This window comes from Eubacterium sp. 1001713B170207_170306_E7 (assembly GCF_015547515.1).
In the GTDB taxonomy this organism is placed as follows: domain Bacteria; phylum Bacillota; class Clostridia; order Eubacteriales; family Eubacteriaceae; genus Eubacterium.
The window spans coordinates 64,254-82,615 of record NZ_JADMVE010000010.1; the positions used below are offsets into that span (position 1 = coordinate 64,254).

Annotated in this window: 12 protein-coding genes; 7 read left to right on the forward strand and 5 right to left on the reverse strand. The window is 47.7% G+C overall.

Annotated elements, in window-relative coordinates; all coding sequences use genetic code 11:
* Positions 1 to 14: 14 nt before the first annotated feature.
* Positions 15 to 1,529, reverse strand: coding sequence for a BCCT family transporter (locus I2B62_RS18785; protein WP_195270563.1), 1,515 nt, complete (start codon positions 1,527 to 1,529; stop codon positions 15 to 17).
* A 30-nt stretch (positions 1,530 to 1,559) separates the two neighbouring features.
* Positions 1,560 to 2,810, reverse strand: a complete 1,251-nt coding sequence (locus tag I2B62_RS18790) for an MFS transporter (protein ID WP_195270564.1) — start codon at positions 2,808 to 2,810, stop codon at positions 1,560 to 1,562.
* A 271-nt stretch (positions 2,811 to 3,081) separates the two neighbouring features.
* Here I2B62_RS18790 and I2B62_RS18795 point away from each other — a divergent pair, with 271 nt between their 5' ends.
* Positions 3,082 to 4,500, forward strand: a complete 1,419-nt coding sequence (locus I2B62_RS18795; protein WP_195270565.1) for a sigma 54-interacting transcriptional regulator — start codon at positions 3,082 to 3,084, stop codon at positions 4,498 to 4,500.
* 212 nt (positions 4,501 to 4,712) lie between these two features.
* Here I2B62_RS18795 and I2B62_RS18800 read toward each other — a convergent pair whose 3' ends face one another.
* Positions 4,713 to 6,167 carry a trimethylamine methyltransferase family protein gene (locus I2B62_RS18800; RefSeq protein WP_195270566.1) on the reverse strand — a complete coding sequence of 485 codons (1,455 nt, stop codon included), beginning with the start codon at positions 6,165 to 6,167 and terminating at the stop codon, positions 4,713 to 4,715.
* A gap of 235 nt (positions 6,168 to 6,402) precedes the next feature.
* Between I2B62_RS18800 and I2B62_RS18805 the strand changes: the two genes are divergently transcribed.
* On the forward strand, positions 6,403 to 7,788 hold the full coding sequence (locus I2B62_RS18805; protein WP_195270567.1) for a sigma 54-interacting transcriptional regulator: 1,386 nt from the start codon (positions 6,403 to 6,405) through the stop codon (positions 7,786 to 7,788).
* Between the two features lie 180 nt (positions 7,789 to 7,968).
* The gene (locus I2B62_RS18810) at positions 7,969 to 9,000 is read left to right on the forward strand and encodes a zinc-binding dehydrogenase (RefSeq protein ID WP_195270568.1); all 1,032 of its coding nucleotides are present in this window, start codon (positions 7,969 to 7,971) and stop codon (positions 8,998 to 9,000) included.
* A gap of 52 nt (positions 9,001 to 9,052) precedes the next feature.
* On the opposite strand, the gene I2B62_RS18815 is transcribed toward I2B62_RS18810, so the two are convergent.
* On the reverse strand, positions 9,053 to 10,666 hold the full coding sequence (locus I2B62_RS18815) for a BCCT family transporter (RefSeq protein ID WP_207736076.1): 1,614 nt from the start codon (positions 10,664 to 10,666) through the stop codon (positions 9,053 to 9,055).
* Between the two features lie 325 nt (positions 10,667 to 10,991).
* Here I2B62_RS18815 and I2B62_RS18820 point away from each other — a divergent pair, with 325 nt between their 5' ends.
* The 4 genes from I2B62_RS18820 (at position 10,992) to I2B62_RS18835 (ending at position 17,017) form a co-directional block, all read left to right on the forward strand.
* Positions 10,992 to 12,404 (forward strand): trimethylamine methyltransferase family protein, encoded by a 1,413-nt coding sequence (locus I2B62_RS18820; protein WP_195270570.1) that lies wholly within the window; start codon positions 10,992 to 10,994, stop codon positions 12,402 to 12,404.
* 156 nt (positions 12,405 to 12,560) lie between these two features.
* Positions 12,561 to 13,940, forward strand: coding sequence for a sigma 54-interacting transcriptional regulator (locus I2B62_RS18825; protein ID WP_195270571.1), 1,380 nt, complete (start codon positions 12,561 to 12,563; stop codon positions 13,938 to 13,940).
* 160 nt (positions 13,941 to 14,100) lie between these two features.
* Positions 14,101 to 14,949, forward strand: coding sequence for an AraC family transcriptional regulator (locus tag I2B62_RS18830; protein ID WP_195270572.1), 849 nt, complete (start codon positions 14,101 to 14,103; stop codon positions 14,947 to 14,949).
* A complete protein-coding gene (locus I2B62_RS18835; protein ID WP_195270573.1) occupies positions 14,939 to 17,017 on the forward strand; it encodes a 3'-5' exonuclease in 2,079 nt (692 codons plus the stop codon). Before I2B62_RS18830 ends, I2B62_RS18835 begins: the two co-directional genes overlap by 11 nt.
* Here the strand turns inward: I2B62_RS18835 and I2B62_RS18840 are convergent.
* Entirely contained in the window at positions 17,014 to 18,360 is a 1,347-nt protein-coding gene (locus I2B62_RS18840; protein WP_195270574.1) for a sodium/glutamate symporter, read from the reverse strand. The genes I2B62_RS18835 and I2B62_RS18840 overlap by 4 nt on opposite strands.
* Between the last annotated feature and the right edge of the window lie 2 nt (positions 18,361 to 18,362).

Genomic DNA, 18,362 nt, shown 5'->3' on the forward strand with positions numbered 1-18,362 from the left:
AATTTTTACTCCATTCATTGTATGTTTTCGTCTTTTTTCAGACTTGAATATAAGCTTATTAACAAAAGGCCAATAATGATAATATAGGGCAGTGTAAAGAAAACGGAAACCTGCTGCATGGCGTTGATGCCGCCGGAAAAGACCAGCATACAGGTCAGTGCGCCGATCAGAAGGCTCCATAAAACCCGGAAGAAATGGCTGTCGGTTTCTTTTCCCTTACAGCTCATGGTGACCAGAACCTGGGTCGATGCGTCGGCCGAGGTAATGAAGAAAATCGCAAGGCTCACCATGATCAGGATACAGGATATCAAAGGAACGGGCAGACTTTGCAGCAGGGCAAAGATGCCGCCGGTGCTGTCCTTAAGCACGGCGTCGATAACGGTGCTGCTGCCGTTTTGGCTCAGCTTTAATGCGCTTCCACCGATTACGGAGAACCAGATACAGCTGAAAAGGGTGGGAAGCAGCAAAACCACCGTGATGAATTCCCGGATCGTACGCCCCTTTGAGATTTTTGCGATGAAAATACCCACAAAAGGGGACCAGAGAATCCACATGGCCCAGTAGAAAATGGTCCAGCTGCTCATCCAGTCATATCCCTTGGCAGTTTCTACGGCTTGCTGGGCGTCTGTAAAAAAGGAGAGCGTCACAAAATTGGATAAATAGCCGCCGATTCCTTCAAGCAGTGAGTTGATAATATAAACCGTGGGCCCAAAGATAAAGACAAACAGGATAAAGGCAACTGCCAGCTGCATATTAAAATCACTCAACCGCTTCATGCCTTTTTCAATGCCGAGCATAGAGGAAAGCGTAAAGGAGACCGTGCCGGCGATAATCACACAGATTGTCGTGAACAGGGAATTTGGAATGCCAAATACCATATTCAGTCCAGAGGTGATCTGTAACGCGCCTAATCCAAAAGAGATCGAAATCCCGAGAAGTGTGATGACAATGGTAAAGGCGTCGACCGATATATCCAGAACGCGGTGCTTTTTTTTGGAAAAAAGCGGCGTGATGCAGGCGCTCACCAGAGGACTGGTCTGGCGCCGGTAATGGAAATAGGCAAAGGGCAGAGCAACGGAGGCATAAATCGCCCAGGGATGAATCCCCCAGTGAAAAAAGGTAATGTACATGCTCTCTCTGGCCGCGTCGCTGGTCCAGGCCTGCGCTGTTAATGGGTCCATAAAATGCGACATGGGCTCAGTCACGCCAAAGAAGATAAGTCCGACACCCATACCGGCGCTGAACATCATTGCAAACCAGCTTAAATTACTGTATTCCGGCTTATCCGTGTCCTTGCCAAGCCGGATACGCCCGTATTTGCTGAAGGCAAGAACCAGGCAGAAAATAATAATGCCATCGGCTGCTAAAACGAAGCACCATTTAAAGTTTTGCAGAAGAAAAGTAAAGATACCTTCAGAAATTCTGCCCATCTGGACGGGGATGATAAAAAAGCTCAGAATAAGCAGCCCGCAGACAGTGAAAGCCGTCAGAAATACAGGCTTATCCATTTTTTTAAAGAGTTCTTTCATTTAAGCTCCTTTTACAATGACGCATATTTTTTATGCCGTTTGATTTTTTTTACATTCTTTATGGATGAGCAGGCAGGCCAGTATTCCAAGCAAGCTGGCGGCTCCCAGCAGGATAAATATTTTATTGAACCCGGCGCTGACATTTCCGGCGGCCGTAGCGGCGTCTATCCATGAGCCGGCAATGGGACTGACCAGAATCTGAGGAATGAATCCAATACAGGAGATAACGCCTGTGCACATACCAGTCATTTCCAGAGGAATGCCGGCTTCACCCATCACAGACCAGTAAGTGGATTTGATGGCGTTAAAGCAAAGCGACAGGAACAGTGTCAATGCGATGGACAGCGCGACCACCTGGCTGCTGAAGATGAGCGACAGACCCAGAGCCCCGGTCAGTCCAAAGAAAATGGCCACAGCTTTGCTTTTGGTGGACATTTTATCTGCAATGACCCCACCGATAATGCCGGAGAGAAAAACGATAATATAATTTCTGAAAATTGAAATGGTACTGGCAACGCTCTCAGGCAGATTTAGAATCTGCGTCGTATAAGTGCCGAGATAACCGGTACAGCACATGTAAACAGTAATTCCGCAGGCGATCACAAAAATTGTGAGCCAGGTTCCCTTTAATTTCAGCGCGTCGATCATCCGGTATTGCTTTGTGTTATCAGAGGCTCCGGCCTGATCCTTTACGTCTTTTGGCAGAACAAGCGCCAGCGCAACGGCAATGATAATAAAGAGGCCCGCATTTACCCATATAATGGTTTGAAAGCCCAGCGCTTCGTTGGCGATGGAGCCGAGTATAAAAAGGCACAAAAAGGAAATGGCTGTTGCCATAACACCTCTGAAAGCCTCGCTCATCCCAAAAATTTTCCCCTGCTCATTTTCATCGCCGAGCATTCTGAGATACTTCAGATAAGGCGACCAGAAAGTGAGAATGCTGAAAACAGCAAAGAAGCCATGAATAATCAGGACAATAGTGTAGGAAGGAAGAAGCGAATACACCAGCGAGGTGACAGCCATGCCCACGGCGCTCAGAATTAAGAGCAGCTTTGAGTCAAACTTATCCGCCATATAGCCACTGGGAATATAACAGATGAAATTTACAAGGGCAACCGCTGTTCCGATAAAGCCGAGCTGTGTGTTCGTCAATCCCAGAATCCGGATCATCTGATCATAGTAAGTCAGCTGAAAGTATGGGATGAAATAGACCATACCAGCCAGAAAACTCAATAATATCAAAATAACATTTCTTTTCCCGCGTGTAAGTTTTTGTTCCATTTTACAGACCTTTCTTCTGATGAGACAGCACACCCTTCAGACAGGCAGCCGTGCCCAAATCAAATGGTTTAGTTGATTATCGATAATCTCAAGCTTCGAATGTGCACAGCTTTTAATAAAGCAAAAACCGTGCCACTTCGTAAAACCGTGTTAGAATCAAGGATTTTTTGTAAAAAGATAAAAATATCATCTAAATTTAATTTTATTTTCCAAAAAAGCGGGGACAAAAATCATCTAATTATATATAATTATAGAAAAGGGGGAGAAAACAATGGATAATACTCAAAAAAAACACAGTGAAAAATACCAGCAATACTTAGAATCCTTGCCAAAGGAAACGTACATCAAAATCCTTGAAAATATTTTCACCGGAATTTATGTTAATGATAAAGACGGAAATACCGTTTACGCCAATCCGGCAGTGACAAGGCATTATGGAAAAACACCGGAGGAGCTGATTAATCTGCCGAACTGGGGAATCTGGCAGGGGATCGTGAGTCCTCCGGTTTACAAGGAAATGCTCGAGAAGAAAAGAACCCTCTTCTACCGGCAAATGCATTTTAACTCACAGGAGGTTTTAACAACAATTGCGACGCCGATTATGAATGAAGACAATGAGCTTGAGCTTATTGTAGGCGTATTGCAGGAAAACGTCACAGATTTTGATAAAACTTATGAAGAAAACGCGATGAAGCTTGACCGGGATGAGAACAGCGCCAGCCCTTTTAAGAATGTTGTCAGCGAAAGTCAGAATTATCTGAAGGAGCTGGTACTGCTCAGGCGGGCGGCCAGGTCAAAGACGCCGATACTGCTGCTGGGAGAATCCGGCGTTGGGAAATCCCTGATCGCAAAATATATCCATGATTCCAGTGAGCGAAAGGACAGGCCCTTTGTCGACATTAACTGCGCGGCAATTCCGGAAAACCTGCTGGAATCAGAGCTGTTCGGCTATGTGCCCCACGCCTTTACCGGAGCGTCGAACAAGGGCAAAAAAGGGCTTATTCAGATGGCGGACAGCGGAACACTGTTTCTGGATGAAATAGGAGACTTGCCCCAGTCGCTTCAGGCCAAGCTTTTGTATGTTATTGAAACCGGAAAGTTTCTGCCCATAGGCTCTGAGAACTATATTGAAGCCGATGTCAGGATTATTACAGCCACTAACCAAAATCTAAAAAAGCGGATTGCCAAAAAGAAATTCAGGGAGGACCTGTACTGGCGGATTAATGCCATATCCTCCACGATTCCACCGCTGAGAAAGCGGAAAGCGGACATTGTGCCTCTCGCGTTTCATTTTCTAAAATTAAATAACAAAACACACACTATGCAGAAATTTTTTGCGCCGGAGTTTTTGCCCTTACTGCTCCAATATGACTGGCCCGGTAACGTACGCGAATTAAAAAACGTCATTGACCGATGCTATATTTTGTCGCCAGGGTACACGATTTATCCAGACAAGCTTCCAGGACATATCTCAAAAGTGGCCGACAGTTATTACGAGAGTGCCGCCAGCGACTACGATTCGGTGATGAATGCCTTTGAACGCCAGCTGATCCGTGAAACCTTCCAGAAAAAGAAAACCATTGCCAGTGTCCAGAGAGCGCTGGGCCTTTCACAGAATAAAGCTTACCGGCTTGTTAAGAAGCACTGTGAGGATATGGTTGAAAAAGAACGCGAAGGGCAAAACGTGTAAAGCATGGAGAAAAAACAAGGCACCCGGCCTAAAAAGCTTAACAATACCAAAATAAGGTTGCGTTTGCCTTTGCCTTTGCCTTTGAATATTGCGGGATTCATGTGTGCAGACCTCTTTCTATAAAATTAGGAAGTCGGGAAGCAGAATAAAAGTAACCTTATGCAGCTTCCCGAAATTGCCGTTAAATTTGCAGCGTTTGGCGATTGCCGCCATTAATATCGGTATTGTGGCGGCAGATAAGTGTTAAGCAGCTTTTGCTGAACACTGGTGGTATCCGGAAGCTTGTAGGACTCGAGCCTTTCTTTAACTTCTCTGGCGGCTTTATCTCTTAAAGTACCGTTTTTTTCGATAATGACAGTTGAATTACCACCCTGACGGTTGAAAATTTTGGGCAGATAGTGTTCTTCACGATAGTCTTTTGATGTTCGGCCTTTAAGGTAGTCGCCTCTTGGACCGACTTTTTTCATAAGGTCAAAACAGGCCTTTTCATCTGAAATCATTATGCCCTGATTAACACGCTTAAGATAACCGGCTGTAATTTCATCCAAAACGTATTTTTCGTAGCTGCCCATATTGTAGGTTGCAAGTGGGCCGGCTGCGTTAAGAATAAAGTCGGATTTTCCTACAAGACCTGTCAGAAGCATCATCATTGTTTCTGCTCCGGCCTGGTAGTCGGCGTCCAATGCGCTTGAGACGCCGACGCCGGTCCGGATTGGCAGATTATAGTAGCGTCCCATGGCAAGCAGGCCCATTTGAATAAGCATTGATTCTGGCGCACCGACAGCGAGCTGTAAGGTACGCATATCTGTTGGCCCGCTGACGCTTCCATACATTGCGGGAACACCAGGATTAATGAGCTGTGTGAGAATGATCGCGGCCAGAAGCGTTGCGTTGCTCTGAATGATCGAACCCATCAGCGTTGGCGGCGAAGTCAGGTTTGTCATGCCGCAGTCGATAAAGATGACGGGCTGATCCTCTTCGAGCAGGCCGAACATATTTGAAAGGACTTCACTGCCGATCGCAAGTGGAGAGATGAGCGCGAGGTTGGATAAGACAACCGGTTTATCCCAGAGATCGAAAAACTTTTTATGAAAGACAGCAATCTCCTTTGTTGCCGCCGACAAATCTTTGTTTTTCCAGTTTAGGGGAGTAACGGCGTTTGCCTGATAAACGGGTTTTGAGCTGTATTTCAGCCCAAGTGCAACGTAAGGCATGTACATGTTATCAAGTGATTTGTCAATATCATCGGTGTCATAACCAACACTGGTGCTCATTCTGATGACCCCGCTGGTTTCAGCCAGTTTATGGAAATTAACCACATCATCAAGCGTGGTGTTCTTAATGGTGCCGTCCGTGTGGATGATCTGGAAGTGTGCCGGATTGCCTACGGTCACGGGCTCATAGCGTTTGCCGATTTTAACGGATTTGCCAAGGGCGAAAAGCTCAAACTCTGACGGTGCGGTTTTGAGGGCTTCGTGCAGAAGCTGCTCGCTGATATAAACGGTCTCGCCTTCGACGCGGGCGCCATGCTGTCTGAAAATTTCCAAAGCGCGCTCACTTTCAAAAATAATGCCGATTTCATCTAAAACTTTCAAAGTGTATTCATGAACCATTTCGATATCACTCGGGCTCATAAATTTGTCAAATAAATTGCGGTTAAGATACATCGTATTTCCTCCTGAGATAATTATTACCGGTAACCCTGTCTGATTTGTACATGCCATTTATCAATGCAATAATCATGCCAAATCAAAAATCGAGGGTTTTGCAGGAATAATGCATTATAATTTTGCCGATTAAACTAATAATAAATTAAATTTATGTTTTTTTAATTTATAAATAGATTTTAAAGTTGTTCGAGAAAGTGTTCGATGGTATGATAGGCTAAAAAGGAGAAGAAGCATGGATAATACATTTAAGCACAGCTCAGAATACATAAAATATTTAAACAGTCTGCCAAAGGAAGTCTATATTAAAATACTGGAAAATATTTTTTCTGCCATTTTGGTCAATGATAAAGATGGCAATACCATATACGCAAACCCAGCGGTAACAAAGCACTATGGGAAAACACCAGAAGAGCTGGTGTCGCTGCGTAATTGGGGGATTTGGCAGGGGGTTGTCAGCCCGCCAGCCTACAAAGAAATGCTGGAGGTTAAACGGACACTTTTTTATAAACAGATGCATTTCAATTCCCAGGAAGCCCTGACAACCATTGTCAATCCGGTGTTCAATGAAGACCATGAACTGGAAATGATGGTCTCCCTGCTTCAGGAAAACATTGAAAGCTTTGATAAGGTGTATGAAGAAGAATCGGAGCTTTCTGATAAGCAGGAAAGTCCATTTAAAAATATTATCGGTGAAAGCCAAAACTATCTGAAAGAGCTGGTGCTGCTCAGGCGTGCGGCAAAATCAAAAACACCGATACTGATTTTGGGAGAATCCGGTGTAGGTAAATCCCTGACGGCAAAATTTATTCATGATTCCAGTGATAGAAAGAATCAGCCGTTTTGGGATATTAACTGCGCGGCTATTCCGGAAAACCTTTTGGAATCGGAGCTCTTTGGTTATGTTCCGCATGCGTTTACCGGCGCGGGTGCCAAGGGAAAAAAGGGGTTAATTCAGCTTGCGGACCATGGAACGCTGTTTTTAGATGAAATTGGAGATCTGCCCCTTTCTCTGCAGGCTAAGCTGCTGTATGTGATTGAATCCGGAAAGTTTTTGCCGATTGGCGCAGAAAATTACGTCGAGGCAGATGTGAGAATTCTCACGGCTACAAATCAGAATTTAGAGCAGCTGATTCAAGAGCGAAAATTCAGAGAGGATCTGTACTGGAGAATCAATGCCATAACGTCAAGGATACCATCGCTTAGGGAGCGGAGGGATGACATTATTCCCCTTGCCTTTTATTTTTTAAAGCTCAATAATCAAAATAATACCATTCAAAAGAAGTTTTCTTCTCAGATTTTTCCGCTGCTTTTAAAATACCATTGGCCGGGAAATATACGGGAGTTGAAAAATGTCATTGACCGGTGCTATATTCTATCGCCTGGCTACACGATACAGCCGGATAAGCTGCCGTCAACGATTTATACAGAGGAGGACCGAAGCAATAATACCGATAGTTTCGATTTTGATTTGATGATTGAAGCCTATGAACGACAGATTATCCGTGAAATCTACCGTATCGAGAAAACGATCGTAGGAGTGCAGAAGAAATTAAAGATATCGCAAAACAAGGCTTTTCGTCTGGTAAAAAAATATTGTGAGGATTTGACTGAGAAATAAAAGGGAATTGGATAAAAAACGCCTTTAAGTAAAAGAATTTTGTTGCTTTTCTCCAAAGACTGTGCTAGTATACCTATTAAAGAATTTACGTTATTATGTAATTACATTAAAACATGATACGAGTGCCCTGGATTTCAAAGGGGAAGACCAGGAGTACTGCATTGCTTTGAGGAGGAAAATATGAGAACATTGGTTGTAGGAAAAGATGGAAGTATGTCTCTTGAGGAAGTAAACAAGCCAAAATACGATGAGCACCAGGCGTTGGTTAAGACAATCGCCTGCGGAATGTGCGGGACAGATGTCAAGCTGCTTCACCGTACCTTTAAGGGCTTTCCGGAATCGGTATACCCGATCATGCTGGGCCATGAAGGCGTTGGCGAGGTCGTTGAAGTCGGCGCAAAGGTTAAGGGGTTAAAGCCTGGCGACAAGGTGCTGCTGCCATTTGTCGATCCGGATGCCGAAAATCTGCCGGGCCTTGGCTCAGGCTGGGGCGCGCTGAGTGAGTACGCAGTGGTGTGTGATGCCCAGGCCTATCCTGAGAGTGAAGTGCCAGAATGTGCCTTTGCTCAGACAGTGCTTGATGATGATCTGGACCCGGTAGACGCAGTGATGATCATTACCTTCCGCGAGGTACTGTCCTCCATTCGTTATTTCGGCATCCAGCCCACTGATTCGGTTGTGGTCTTTGGCTGCGGCCCGGTTGGCCTGACCTATATGAAATTCATGAGTCTGCTGGGCGTTAAAAACCTGATCGCCTGCGACATTATCCCTGAAAAGCTGGAGCAGGCCAGGGCCCACGGCGCTACGTATCTGATCAACAGTAAGACTCAGGATGTGCGTGAGGAAGTGCGGAAGATTTTCCCGGACGGCGTAGACTTTGTGCTGGACGCTGCGGGCTCACCGGCCATTGTAAACCAGGGCATGGGCCTGATCAAGGACCGCGGTGCGGTGCTTTGCTATGGTGTGCCGGAAAAGGAAGAGATTACCATTGATTTCAGCCAGGCCGATTATAACTGGCGTGTCATCTACCAGCAGATGCCCAGAAAGAGCGAGGAAGGCAAGGCACATGAACAGGTAGTGGAATGGATGCGTTCTGGACAGCTTCAAATCAAGGATTTTATTTCGGATTATTTCAGCTTTGACGATAGTATCGCGGCTTATGAAAAGCTGCTGGACCGTAAGGTTATGAAAAAGGGAATCATCACCTTTTAGATAAAATTAAAAGGCGGCAGCTGCTGTTTCTTACAGGGCTGCCGCCTTTTTTCTATTCTTTGTTTTCCATCGAAACGGCCGGCCGGGCGGCTTCGATGCTTTCTGAGGATTCGGGAGGTGTTTCTTCGGTTTCCTTGCTGTCTGAGAGACGCCAGCCATTTTTCCGGATATCCTTAAAAAAGGACAGTGCCATCAACGCGATGATCGCAAGGGCGGGCACACCGCAGATAACGGTAATGGTCTGGAAGGGGCGGATACCGCCGATCATCAACAGGGCAATGCTGATAACACCGATACACAGCGACCAGAAAATCTTAATCCAGGAGGGCGGCTCCTGCCCGCTTTTCAACACCTTGGTGGTGGACATGGCCATGCTGTAGGCATTGGCGTTTAAAAGGGTCTGCATACAGATATTGGCAAAGATAAAGAGCACCGGCATCAGGATACCTGCAAAGGGGAGGTATTTCCAGATCGCCGCGATGGCTGCGCCCTGTCCGCCTTCTGCGAGGATTGTGCCCAAATCCAGGCCCTGCTCCAGGAAAGTGTTAATGGAGAAACCCTGGAACACAATAAAGAACATATAAGTGCCGATGACCGTAGCGCCGAGCAGCCCCAGAACAAGCTCACGTACTGTGCGGCCCTTTGAGATACGGCCATAGAAAACGCCGTTTTGAATGGACATGGTAATGTACCAGGCGTAATAAAAAACGGTCCAGTTCTGGGGAATACCGGATTTGGCGTAAGGGTCTGTATTGCAGACAAGGTGGAAGGTGTTCTGCATGAGCATCCCCAGACCGTCTGTAAAGCTGTTGAGCATAAAGAAGGATGGTCCAAAGAGCAGAACGAAAACCAGAATCCCAAAGCCTACATACACGCGGATATTGCTGAGCAGGCCAATCCCTTTTTTAAGTCCTGCGAACAGGAGGAACGCCATGATGATACTCCAGGCCATGATCAGGACAATGGAGACGATAAAAGGCGGCTCATAGCCAATAATATTGGTGATGATGGCGACCAGCGTGGGGACATTGACACCCACACAAGTGACGACAGAGGAGAGCAGGGCGACGATATAGATGATGTCAATGGTTTTGCCCAGACCGCCCCGGGCGCGTTTTTTACCGATCAGGGAAATGCAGGCTGTGCTTGGCAGCGTGTCGTCCACCTTTTTACAGTAGAACTGGTAAGCAAAGAGAACCGCGATCAGGGCATAACCCAGATAAAAGACAGGACCCCAATGAAACAGCGGCATCATGGCAGCCTGCTGGAGAGCCTCCACAGTGCCGGTCTCCACACCCCACATGGGGGACTGGTAGGTGTACAGCCATTCTACACTTGTCCAGGTGAGCACGCCGAGGCCTGCCGCACCGGTAAAGATCATGCCCAGCCAGGAAAGGGTAGAGTACTCAGGCTTTTCATTGCCGAAGCGTTTTTTTCCGAGCGGCCCAAAGGCCAGGACGAGCACAACGACGATGAGGGCCAGATAGTACCAGTCAAACAGCCAGGCAAACTTATCTGTGATGAAGGAAAAGAGTGTTTCCAGCACATTGCCGGCAACCGTCGGGTTGGCCATGACCACCGCTGTCAGCAGCACAGTAAAGATGAGCGGCGGAAAAAAGGTCCAGCCGTTGACCATGGAAAAAGGTGATTTTTTGTCAGATTTCATTTCGTTTTCAGGCTGTTGCAGCTTAGAAGCTTTGCAGTGCCGCAACAGCCTTCCCCCTTCTTATATTTTCTTACTTACTATAAACACGCAATAAACATGCCAAACCAGTGGCTGGAAAAAAGGGGAATATTAAAGGGTTTTACGATGATTTTCCGAAAAGTGATGAGTTAAATTCGTTCAAATGAATGTTTTTCGTTCGCGTGAAAAGAAAAAATACCGTATTCATGACCTGAAAAGAAGCCGGGAAACGCCCAGCAATGGGATTTCTTGGTTTTGGCATAAATATTGCATTACCTAAACAGCATCAAATACTGGAGGTATGAATATGTATAAACGGAATTTTACAAGAAGCTTTGTCACACAGGAATCCATCGAACTCATCCACGAAAAGTCACTGTATTTATTAAAGAATAAAGGCATACGATTTTGCTCAGAGGAGCTGCTGGAGCTGTTTCGTAAAAAGGGCTTTAAGGTTGACGGCGAGCTTGTCTATATAACAGAAGAGGAAGTCGACGACGCCCTGGCTTCCTGCCCGAGAAATTTTGACTATGTGTCCCGGGGGCACAAGTACCGTGTTGGGACAACCCAGAAAAAAACCATTGGCCAGTCCTCACTGGGGCCGATCAATGTGCTCAAGGAGGGAGAACACCGACCAGCGACCGCAGAGGATTTCGTCAACTTTGTGAAGCTGTTTCAGACAAGCGACGTGATCGATGTCATCGACTGTGAGCTGCTGCACCCGGGCGATGTGCCGGCAGAGTACAAAACCGATTTTATGACCCTGACACCCATGATCTACAGCGATAAACCGCTGGCAGGCCTGAACGGAAGCCGGGAAACCTGTCAGCGGGCCATCCAGCTGGCCAAGGAGTTCAACGATATCCATGACCAGGTGCTCATGTCGACCCTGATCACCAGCGCGCCGCCCTTTACCTGGGACCGCCTGATGTGTGAGACCATCATTGAGTATGCGAGAAACGGACAGTGCAGCTGTATCGCCGGCGTTGGCCTTGCAGGGCTGACGGCGCCGCCGTCTCTGTCTGGCGCCATTATTCAGAATAACACCGAACGTCTTGCGGGGATCGTGGCCACACAGGTGGTAAACCCCGGCGCGCCGGTTATCTATCAGTTCTGCGCCCTGGAAACAGACCTCCGTTTCTCGCTCTGCGTATGCGGCGGCGCGGAGACAAGCGTGGAATGGTTTGTCGAAAATGAGCTTGCTAATTTTTACGGACTGCCCAAAAGATCTCACGGCTGTCTGTCCGACGCCAAGCAGGACGACTACCAGTCCGGCAGAGAATCCACCATGGTCGGCCTTTCTGCCCTGATGTGTGAGCCGGAGCTGGTTTACATGCTGGCCGGGATCATGGACTCCTTTAATACCCTGGGCTATGAGAAATTTATGATGGATGAGGACACCTATAAAATCTGCGGCCGTTTCTTAAGAGGCGTTGAGTTTAAGGAAGAAAATCTTTATATGGATAAAATGGAAAAAATCGAGCACTCCGCCAATTATCTGGCCAGAACCTCCAAAATATATCGGAACGATTTTGTATTTCCTGAAATTGCCAACCGGAAGGCGTATTCAAACTGGAAAAAGGAAGACAATGCTATCAGTGTACAGGAACGGGCAACTCAGGCCTGGAAGAAGCGCCTGGAAGAATATGTGCCGGTGGAACTGGACAAAAAGCAGCAGAAAATGGTCGAGGAGCTGCTGCCAAAGGAATGGATACTATAGCCAGCCCGGCTTTCAGGCTGTCACGCAATCTGCGGACAGCCTTTTTGAATGGGAAAACATTTAAGCTGTTCCTGCTGCCCTCTCTAAGGTATAATAGAAAGCGTAAAGCCTGAAAAGCGCTGATGAAAAAATAAACAAAGGAATTGGTACAAAGCCATGCTGGATATATCAAAGCCATCCCATTCACAAGAGTATATCGATTATTTAAACGCCATACCCCGCGAGACATTGCTGACAATTCTGGAAAACGCCTTCTCAGAAATCTACGTTCTGGACAAAAACGGCCGTATCATTTACATCAATCCGGCGGCCATGCGGCTGTACGGGGTGCCGCCCGAGGAGCTGATCAATAAAAACAGCAGGGCGGCCAAAAAGAACCTTTGGGACCCTTACAGCTTTGAGATCACAAGGCAGTCCCACCGGGCGATCGTGACAGAAAACATCTACTACAAAACGAACCGGAGCATGATCTGTATCAATGTTCCGGTCTATAATGACAACGACGAGTTTGAGCTGATGGTGTCCACCTCGCTGGATAACATCCGCGCCGTGGATTTAAGCTACCGTGATCTCAGAAATCCCATTGAGTCTATCAATCTGGATTTTTCACAAGAGATCATCGGAAAGAGCAGCCTGTTTGCGCAGTGCCTGGCAGATCTGGAAAAAGCCGCAAAGTTTGACTGTAATATCCTGATTTTGGGTGAGAGTGGCACTGGAAAGAGCTACCTGGCCCAGATGGTGCATGAGCGCAGCCCAAGGAACCATAAGCCCTTTGTGGCCATCAACTGCGGCGCCATCCCGGACGGGCTGCTGGAGAGCGAGTTGTTCGGTTATATGCCGGGAGCCTTTACCGGCGCCAATGTCAAGGGGAAAATCGGCCTTCTGAAAAACGCCGACGGCGGCACCATATTTCTCGATGAAATCGGGGAGCTGTCCCCGGCCATGCAGGTTAAAATTCTGGACGTCCTGGAAAATAAGCGATTTTTCCCGGTGGGCAGCAACAAGCCCGAGTATGTCAATATCCGGATCATCGCCGCGACCAACCAGAATTTGATGAACGCCATCAGGGAAAAGAAGTTCAGAGAGGATCTTTACTGGCGGCTCAATACCGTAAAGGTAGTACTGCCACCGCTGCGGAAAAGAAAGGAAGATATTTTTTATCTGGCGACGGCTTTCCTGAACGATTTTAACAAGCGCTACAACACCAATAAGGTGTTCAATGAAAAAATACTTTCCTGCTTTAACCATTACGACTGGCCAGGCAATGTGCGCCAGCTCAGAAACGCAGTGGAGCGCATGATCATTTTATCCGACGGCATTATTATTAATGAGGAGCTGTTTTTCCGGTATCTGGACCAGGAGGAGGACCGGGAGGAAACGGATGGGGAAACCTATAATTTAGAGGCGTTTAAAAAACAGACGGTCATCAAGCTCTACGCAAAGCATAAATCGAGCCGGGCAGTGGCCAGGCGCATGGGCATCAGCCAGTCCACGGCCAACCTTTTAATTAACAAGTACATTAAAAATAAAGACTGATCGATAAAGGTTTAAATTTTCAGACAAAAACCCCGGCGGCAATTTCCGCCGGGGCTTTTATTTTTTGGAGGGACTTTGGGCAAAAAGCGCAAGCAAGAGCAAGAAATATAAAAACACCTCCGCTATAATGGGGTATAATGCTTTGAGAAAGGAGCGAGCAATGAACAACATCGAAAAGGTACAGGCAGCCATTGATTATATCGAGGCCCATTTAACCGAAAAGCTGGATCTTGACACCATTGCCGGCGCAGTCCATTATTCAAAATACTATCTGCACCGCGTCTTTTCAAAAACCGTGGGGCTGACCCTGCACGAGTACCAAAACCGGCGGCAGCTGACTGAGGCCGCCAAGCTGCTGGTGTTTTCGGAGGGGCCCATACTCGACATTGCCCTGCGGGCAGGGTATGAAAGCCAGCAGGCTTTTACCGCTGCCTTTTCGGCCATGTACAAACAATCCCCCAGCCAGTACCGGGAAAACGAAAGGTTTTACCCCCTGCAGCTGAGGTTTGAATTTGAAGGGAGCTGCAGTATGCTGAACAGCACAGAAAAAACACCGTGGCAGATCACCTGTGCCACCGAGGCGGATATTCCCTGCTGGATGGCCCTGGTCCGACTAGTCATTGACGGTTTTCCGCATCTGTATGAGGAGGAATACATCGCTGAGCTTAAACGGCGTATCCGGGAGCGGCAGGCGCTGATCCTGAAGGATGGCGAGACAGCCATCGGGGCCATGCTTTTTTCCAGCGAGACCGGGAGCATTGACTTTATGGGGACACATCCCCTGTACCGGAGCCAGGGAATACCCAGAGCATTTTTGGATAAAATGCTGGGCGGCCTGCTCAAGGACAGGGACATCAGCATCACCACCTACCGGGAGGGCGACAGAGCCGACACCGGACACCGGCAGGTTATTGTGGAGCTGGGCTTCGCCGAAGCCGAGCTGCTGGTGGAATTCGGCTATCCTACCCAGCGCTTTGTTTTGCAGGGGGAGGGCAGCGATGAAGCATAAGGCAAACCGCCGTGAGGAGCGGAAAAACACCGTTGTGCCCTTTCCGGAGGAGATTACCCATCTGGCAGAGGTCAGCGGCTGCCTGGACGCGGCTCTCAAAGCCGCGGAGCACAATGTGGGACGGGCGGATGAAAACTATATGGAAACCAAGCGCTACATGGTCGAAAACCGTGGTGAGATTGACCCTCACGAAATGTTCCAGAATGAGCTGGCCTTAAAACAGCTCGACCAGAAAGGGGCCTTTGCGGTAGGCATCCGGGAAAAGCTGGCGCGGCTGAAGGCCTCACCCTACTTTGCCCGCATTGATTTTCAATATGAGGATGAGGAGGAAGCCGAAAAATATTACATCGGCCCGGCCTCCTTCAACCACGACAACGAGCTGCTGATCTGTGACTGGCGCGCGCCGGTGGCGGGTATGTTTTACGACTGTGAAATCGGGCCGGCAGGCTATGAAGCACCCGCAGGCAGAATCGAGGGTAAGCTAATCCGCAGGCGGCAGTTTAAAATCAAAAACGGAAAAATGGAGTACGCGCTGGAAAGCTCGGTCAATATTCAGGATGATGTGCTGCAGCGAGAGCTGAGCCATACCTCAGACAAAAAGATGAAATCCATTATCGCCACGATCCAGAAGGAACAGAATAAAATCATCCGGAACGAAAAGGCCAGAACCATGATTATCCAGGGGGTGGCCGGCTCGGGTAAGACCTCCATTGCCCTGCACCGGGTCGCCTTTCTGCTGTACCGCTTCAAGGAGCAGCTGACAGCGGACAACATCGCCATTCTATCGCCCAATAAGGTCTTTGGGGACTACATTTCAAATGTTTTGCCAGAGCTTGGCGAGCAGCCTGTTTATGAAATAAGCTTTGAGGATATTGCCGAAGAACAGCTGGAGGGAAGCCTCAGGTTTGAACGGGACAGGGATCCATTGGAGAGCGGAGATGAAAACTGGGCAGCGCGGGCCAGACTAAAGTCGAGCCTTGGCTTTAAGACACAGATGGACGCCTATCTGAACAGCCTGTCTGACCGCGTATTTATACCGGCGGATTACCGCTGCGGCCGGTTTACGGCAGCGGCAGAGTGGATAAATACTCTGTTTGAGTCCGACGGCGGGCAGCCCTTTAAAAAGCGCCTGAGGCGCATGGCAGAGACAATCCACGAGCGCTTTGAAACAGAAAATATCCGGGGTGAGGCTGTTCCGAAGCCAGGCGAAATCCAGAAAAGTCTCAGCGCGATGCTCAGGGTGAAGAGTACCCTTTCCCTTTACAAGGATTTTTATCAGCAGGCCGGGCTGTCCCACATGCTCGTCATGCCTGAAAAAAAGACCCTCGAGTGGGCGGATGTCTATCCGTATTTGTATTTTAAAGCCGCTTTTGAAGGCTTGAAGGAGGATAAACGAACCCAGCACCTGGTGGTCGATGAAATGCAGGATTACACACCGGTTCAGTATGCGGTGCTCAACGGGCTGTACCGCTGCCCTAAAACCATTCTGGGCGATTTTGGGCAGTGCGTCAACCCCAACAACCAAAACACCCTGGAGGATATGAAAAAACTCTACAGCGGTGCTGAGTTTGCGGTCCTCAATAAAAGCTACCGCTCCACCTGTGAGATTATAGAATTTGCCGGGAAAATAAAACCGGACAACGCGCTGGAACCCATTGAGCGCCACGGGAAGCCTCCGGAGATCATCCGCTGCCAGAACCGGCAGGCGCTGCTTGAGAAGCTCGAAGATGAAATCCGGACCTTTGAGAAAAGCGAATGGACATCGCTGGGGATTATTCTGAAAACAAACGGTGAGGCCAAGACGCTGTACGGCCTGCTGTCAGAAAAACACAGCGTCCATCTGATCACGCCAGAGAGCACAAGCTTTGAGGACGGCATTTCCATCACATCCATTCAAATGTCCAAGGGCCTGGAATTTGACGCGGTTCTTATTCCTGACGCAGACAAAAGCCATTACAGCGGCGATTATGACAGAAGCCTGCTTTACGTTGCCTGCACCCGGGCCATGCACAGGCTGACGCTTCTTTACTGCGGGGAGATATCTGTATTGATCCCGGATGTTACTTAATATAAATTGTGTTGTTTTTGCTTTTTTATGCGTTGTGCGCTGATAAGAAGAAAAGCGAAAAAGATAAGTAGTATACAGCCAGTGAGAAATCCATGATGGTATGCAGTAAAGACAGGGATAAAGGTAATCATGGCCAGCTCAATAATTGAGATCAGCACATAGGCAAAGCCGTAATCCTCCAAGGTTCCGCTTTTCATATCCGGATCAACGATCCGCAGGAGGATGATGCCGATGGCAACAACACCCATATTCCAGCCGAAAATAAAAATACCCCGTTCAAACCAGTTGTCAGTGTATAGTTTTTTACAGACAACAAAAACATAAAAAAGGCAGTAGACAACGCCCAAAAGACTCATGATCATAATGGGGAGAAGGTATTCGCTTACCACAGAAACTCGGATTGAAGCGATACCAAAAAATACTAGATAGTCTGTAATACTGGAACCAACTCGGCTGATGGTATTCCGGTCAATGCTTTTATCAAGACGGAGAAGATTTAAAAGCCAGTTGATAAAAACGCCGCAGAACATGGAAAGGCAGACCATGGGCAGAGAAAAGCTTAAATTGAGGAAACCGTAGAGGTAGTCAATAAGGTATGCGCCTCCTGCGGCCATTAGAATTAATGCCAGATGCCAGGTCAGGGTTTCAAGGGAGATGGAGCAGGTAGTTTCTTTGCCGAGTGCATTTTGTTCAGTAATCTTGAAAAAGCCTGTGCGCATGCTTTCGGGAAGGCTGGACATATTGGTTATATACTGTGTATAGCCTTTTTTAATAGCATAATTAATGGCGGCAATACCGATTAAAACGCCGAGAATGAGGCCGATGGTAGCAAAGGTCTGCCCGATGGTAACAGCCTCCTCCCAGCCTGCAATATCCTGAAGGGTACCCCCGATTGAAGCCGCGTAGCCGTGTCCGCCTGTAAATCCGGCAGGCATCATAAGGACAAAGGCAGAATGAAGGTCTGGGAAAAGCAGTGCAAAAACAGAAGTGCCGATGACAAGTGCGAATCCAAACTGTCCGGTTTCAGCGGCCATATTAAGCAGAAAGGTATCCTCCACACTGGTGATCGTTTTTTTAAGACTTCCGTTAGATTGACGTCCGATAAAGAGTGAACCGAAAAGGACAATGATCAGTGTATAGGGATAACTGGAAAGGGCGCTGCTGAAAGGGAGCACCGCCAGACCCTCCGGACCGAGTAAAAGCCCAAGAAAGCCGGCGATTAATGGAGCAGGCAAAAAAAGATTCTGTATTATTTTGATTTTTGCACGTAGTATCTGGGCGGTAAAGATTAACAACGATGCCAAAGCAATATCTGTAATAAGCGACGTAACTGAATATTCCATAT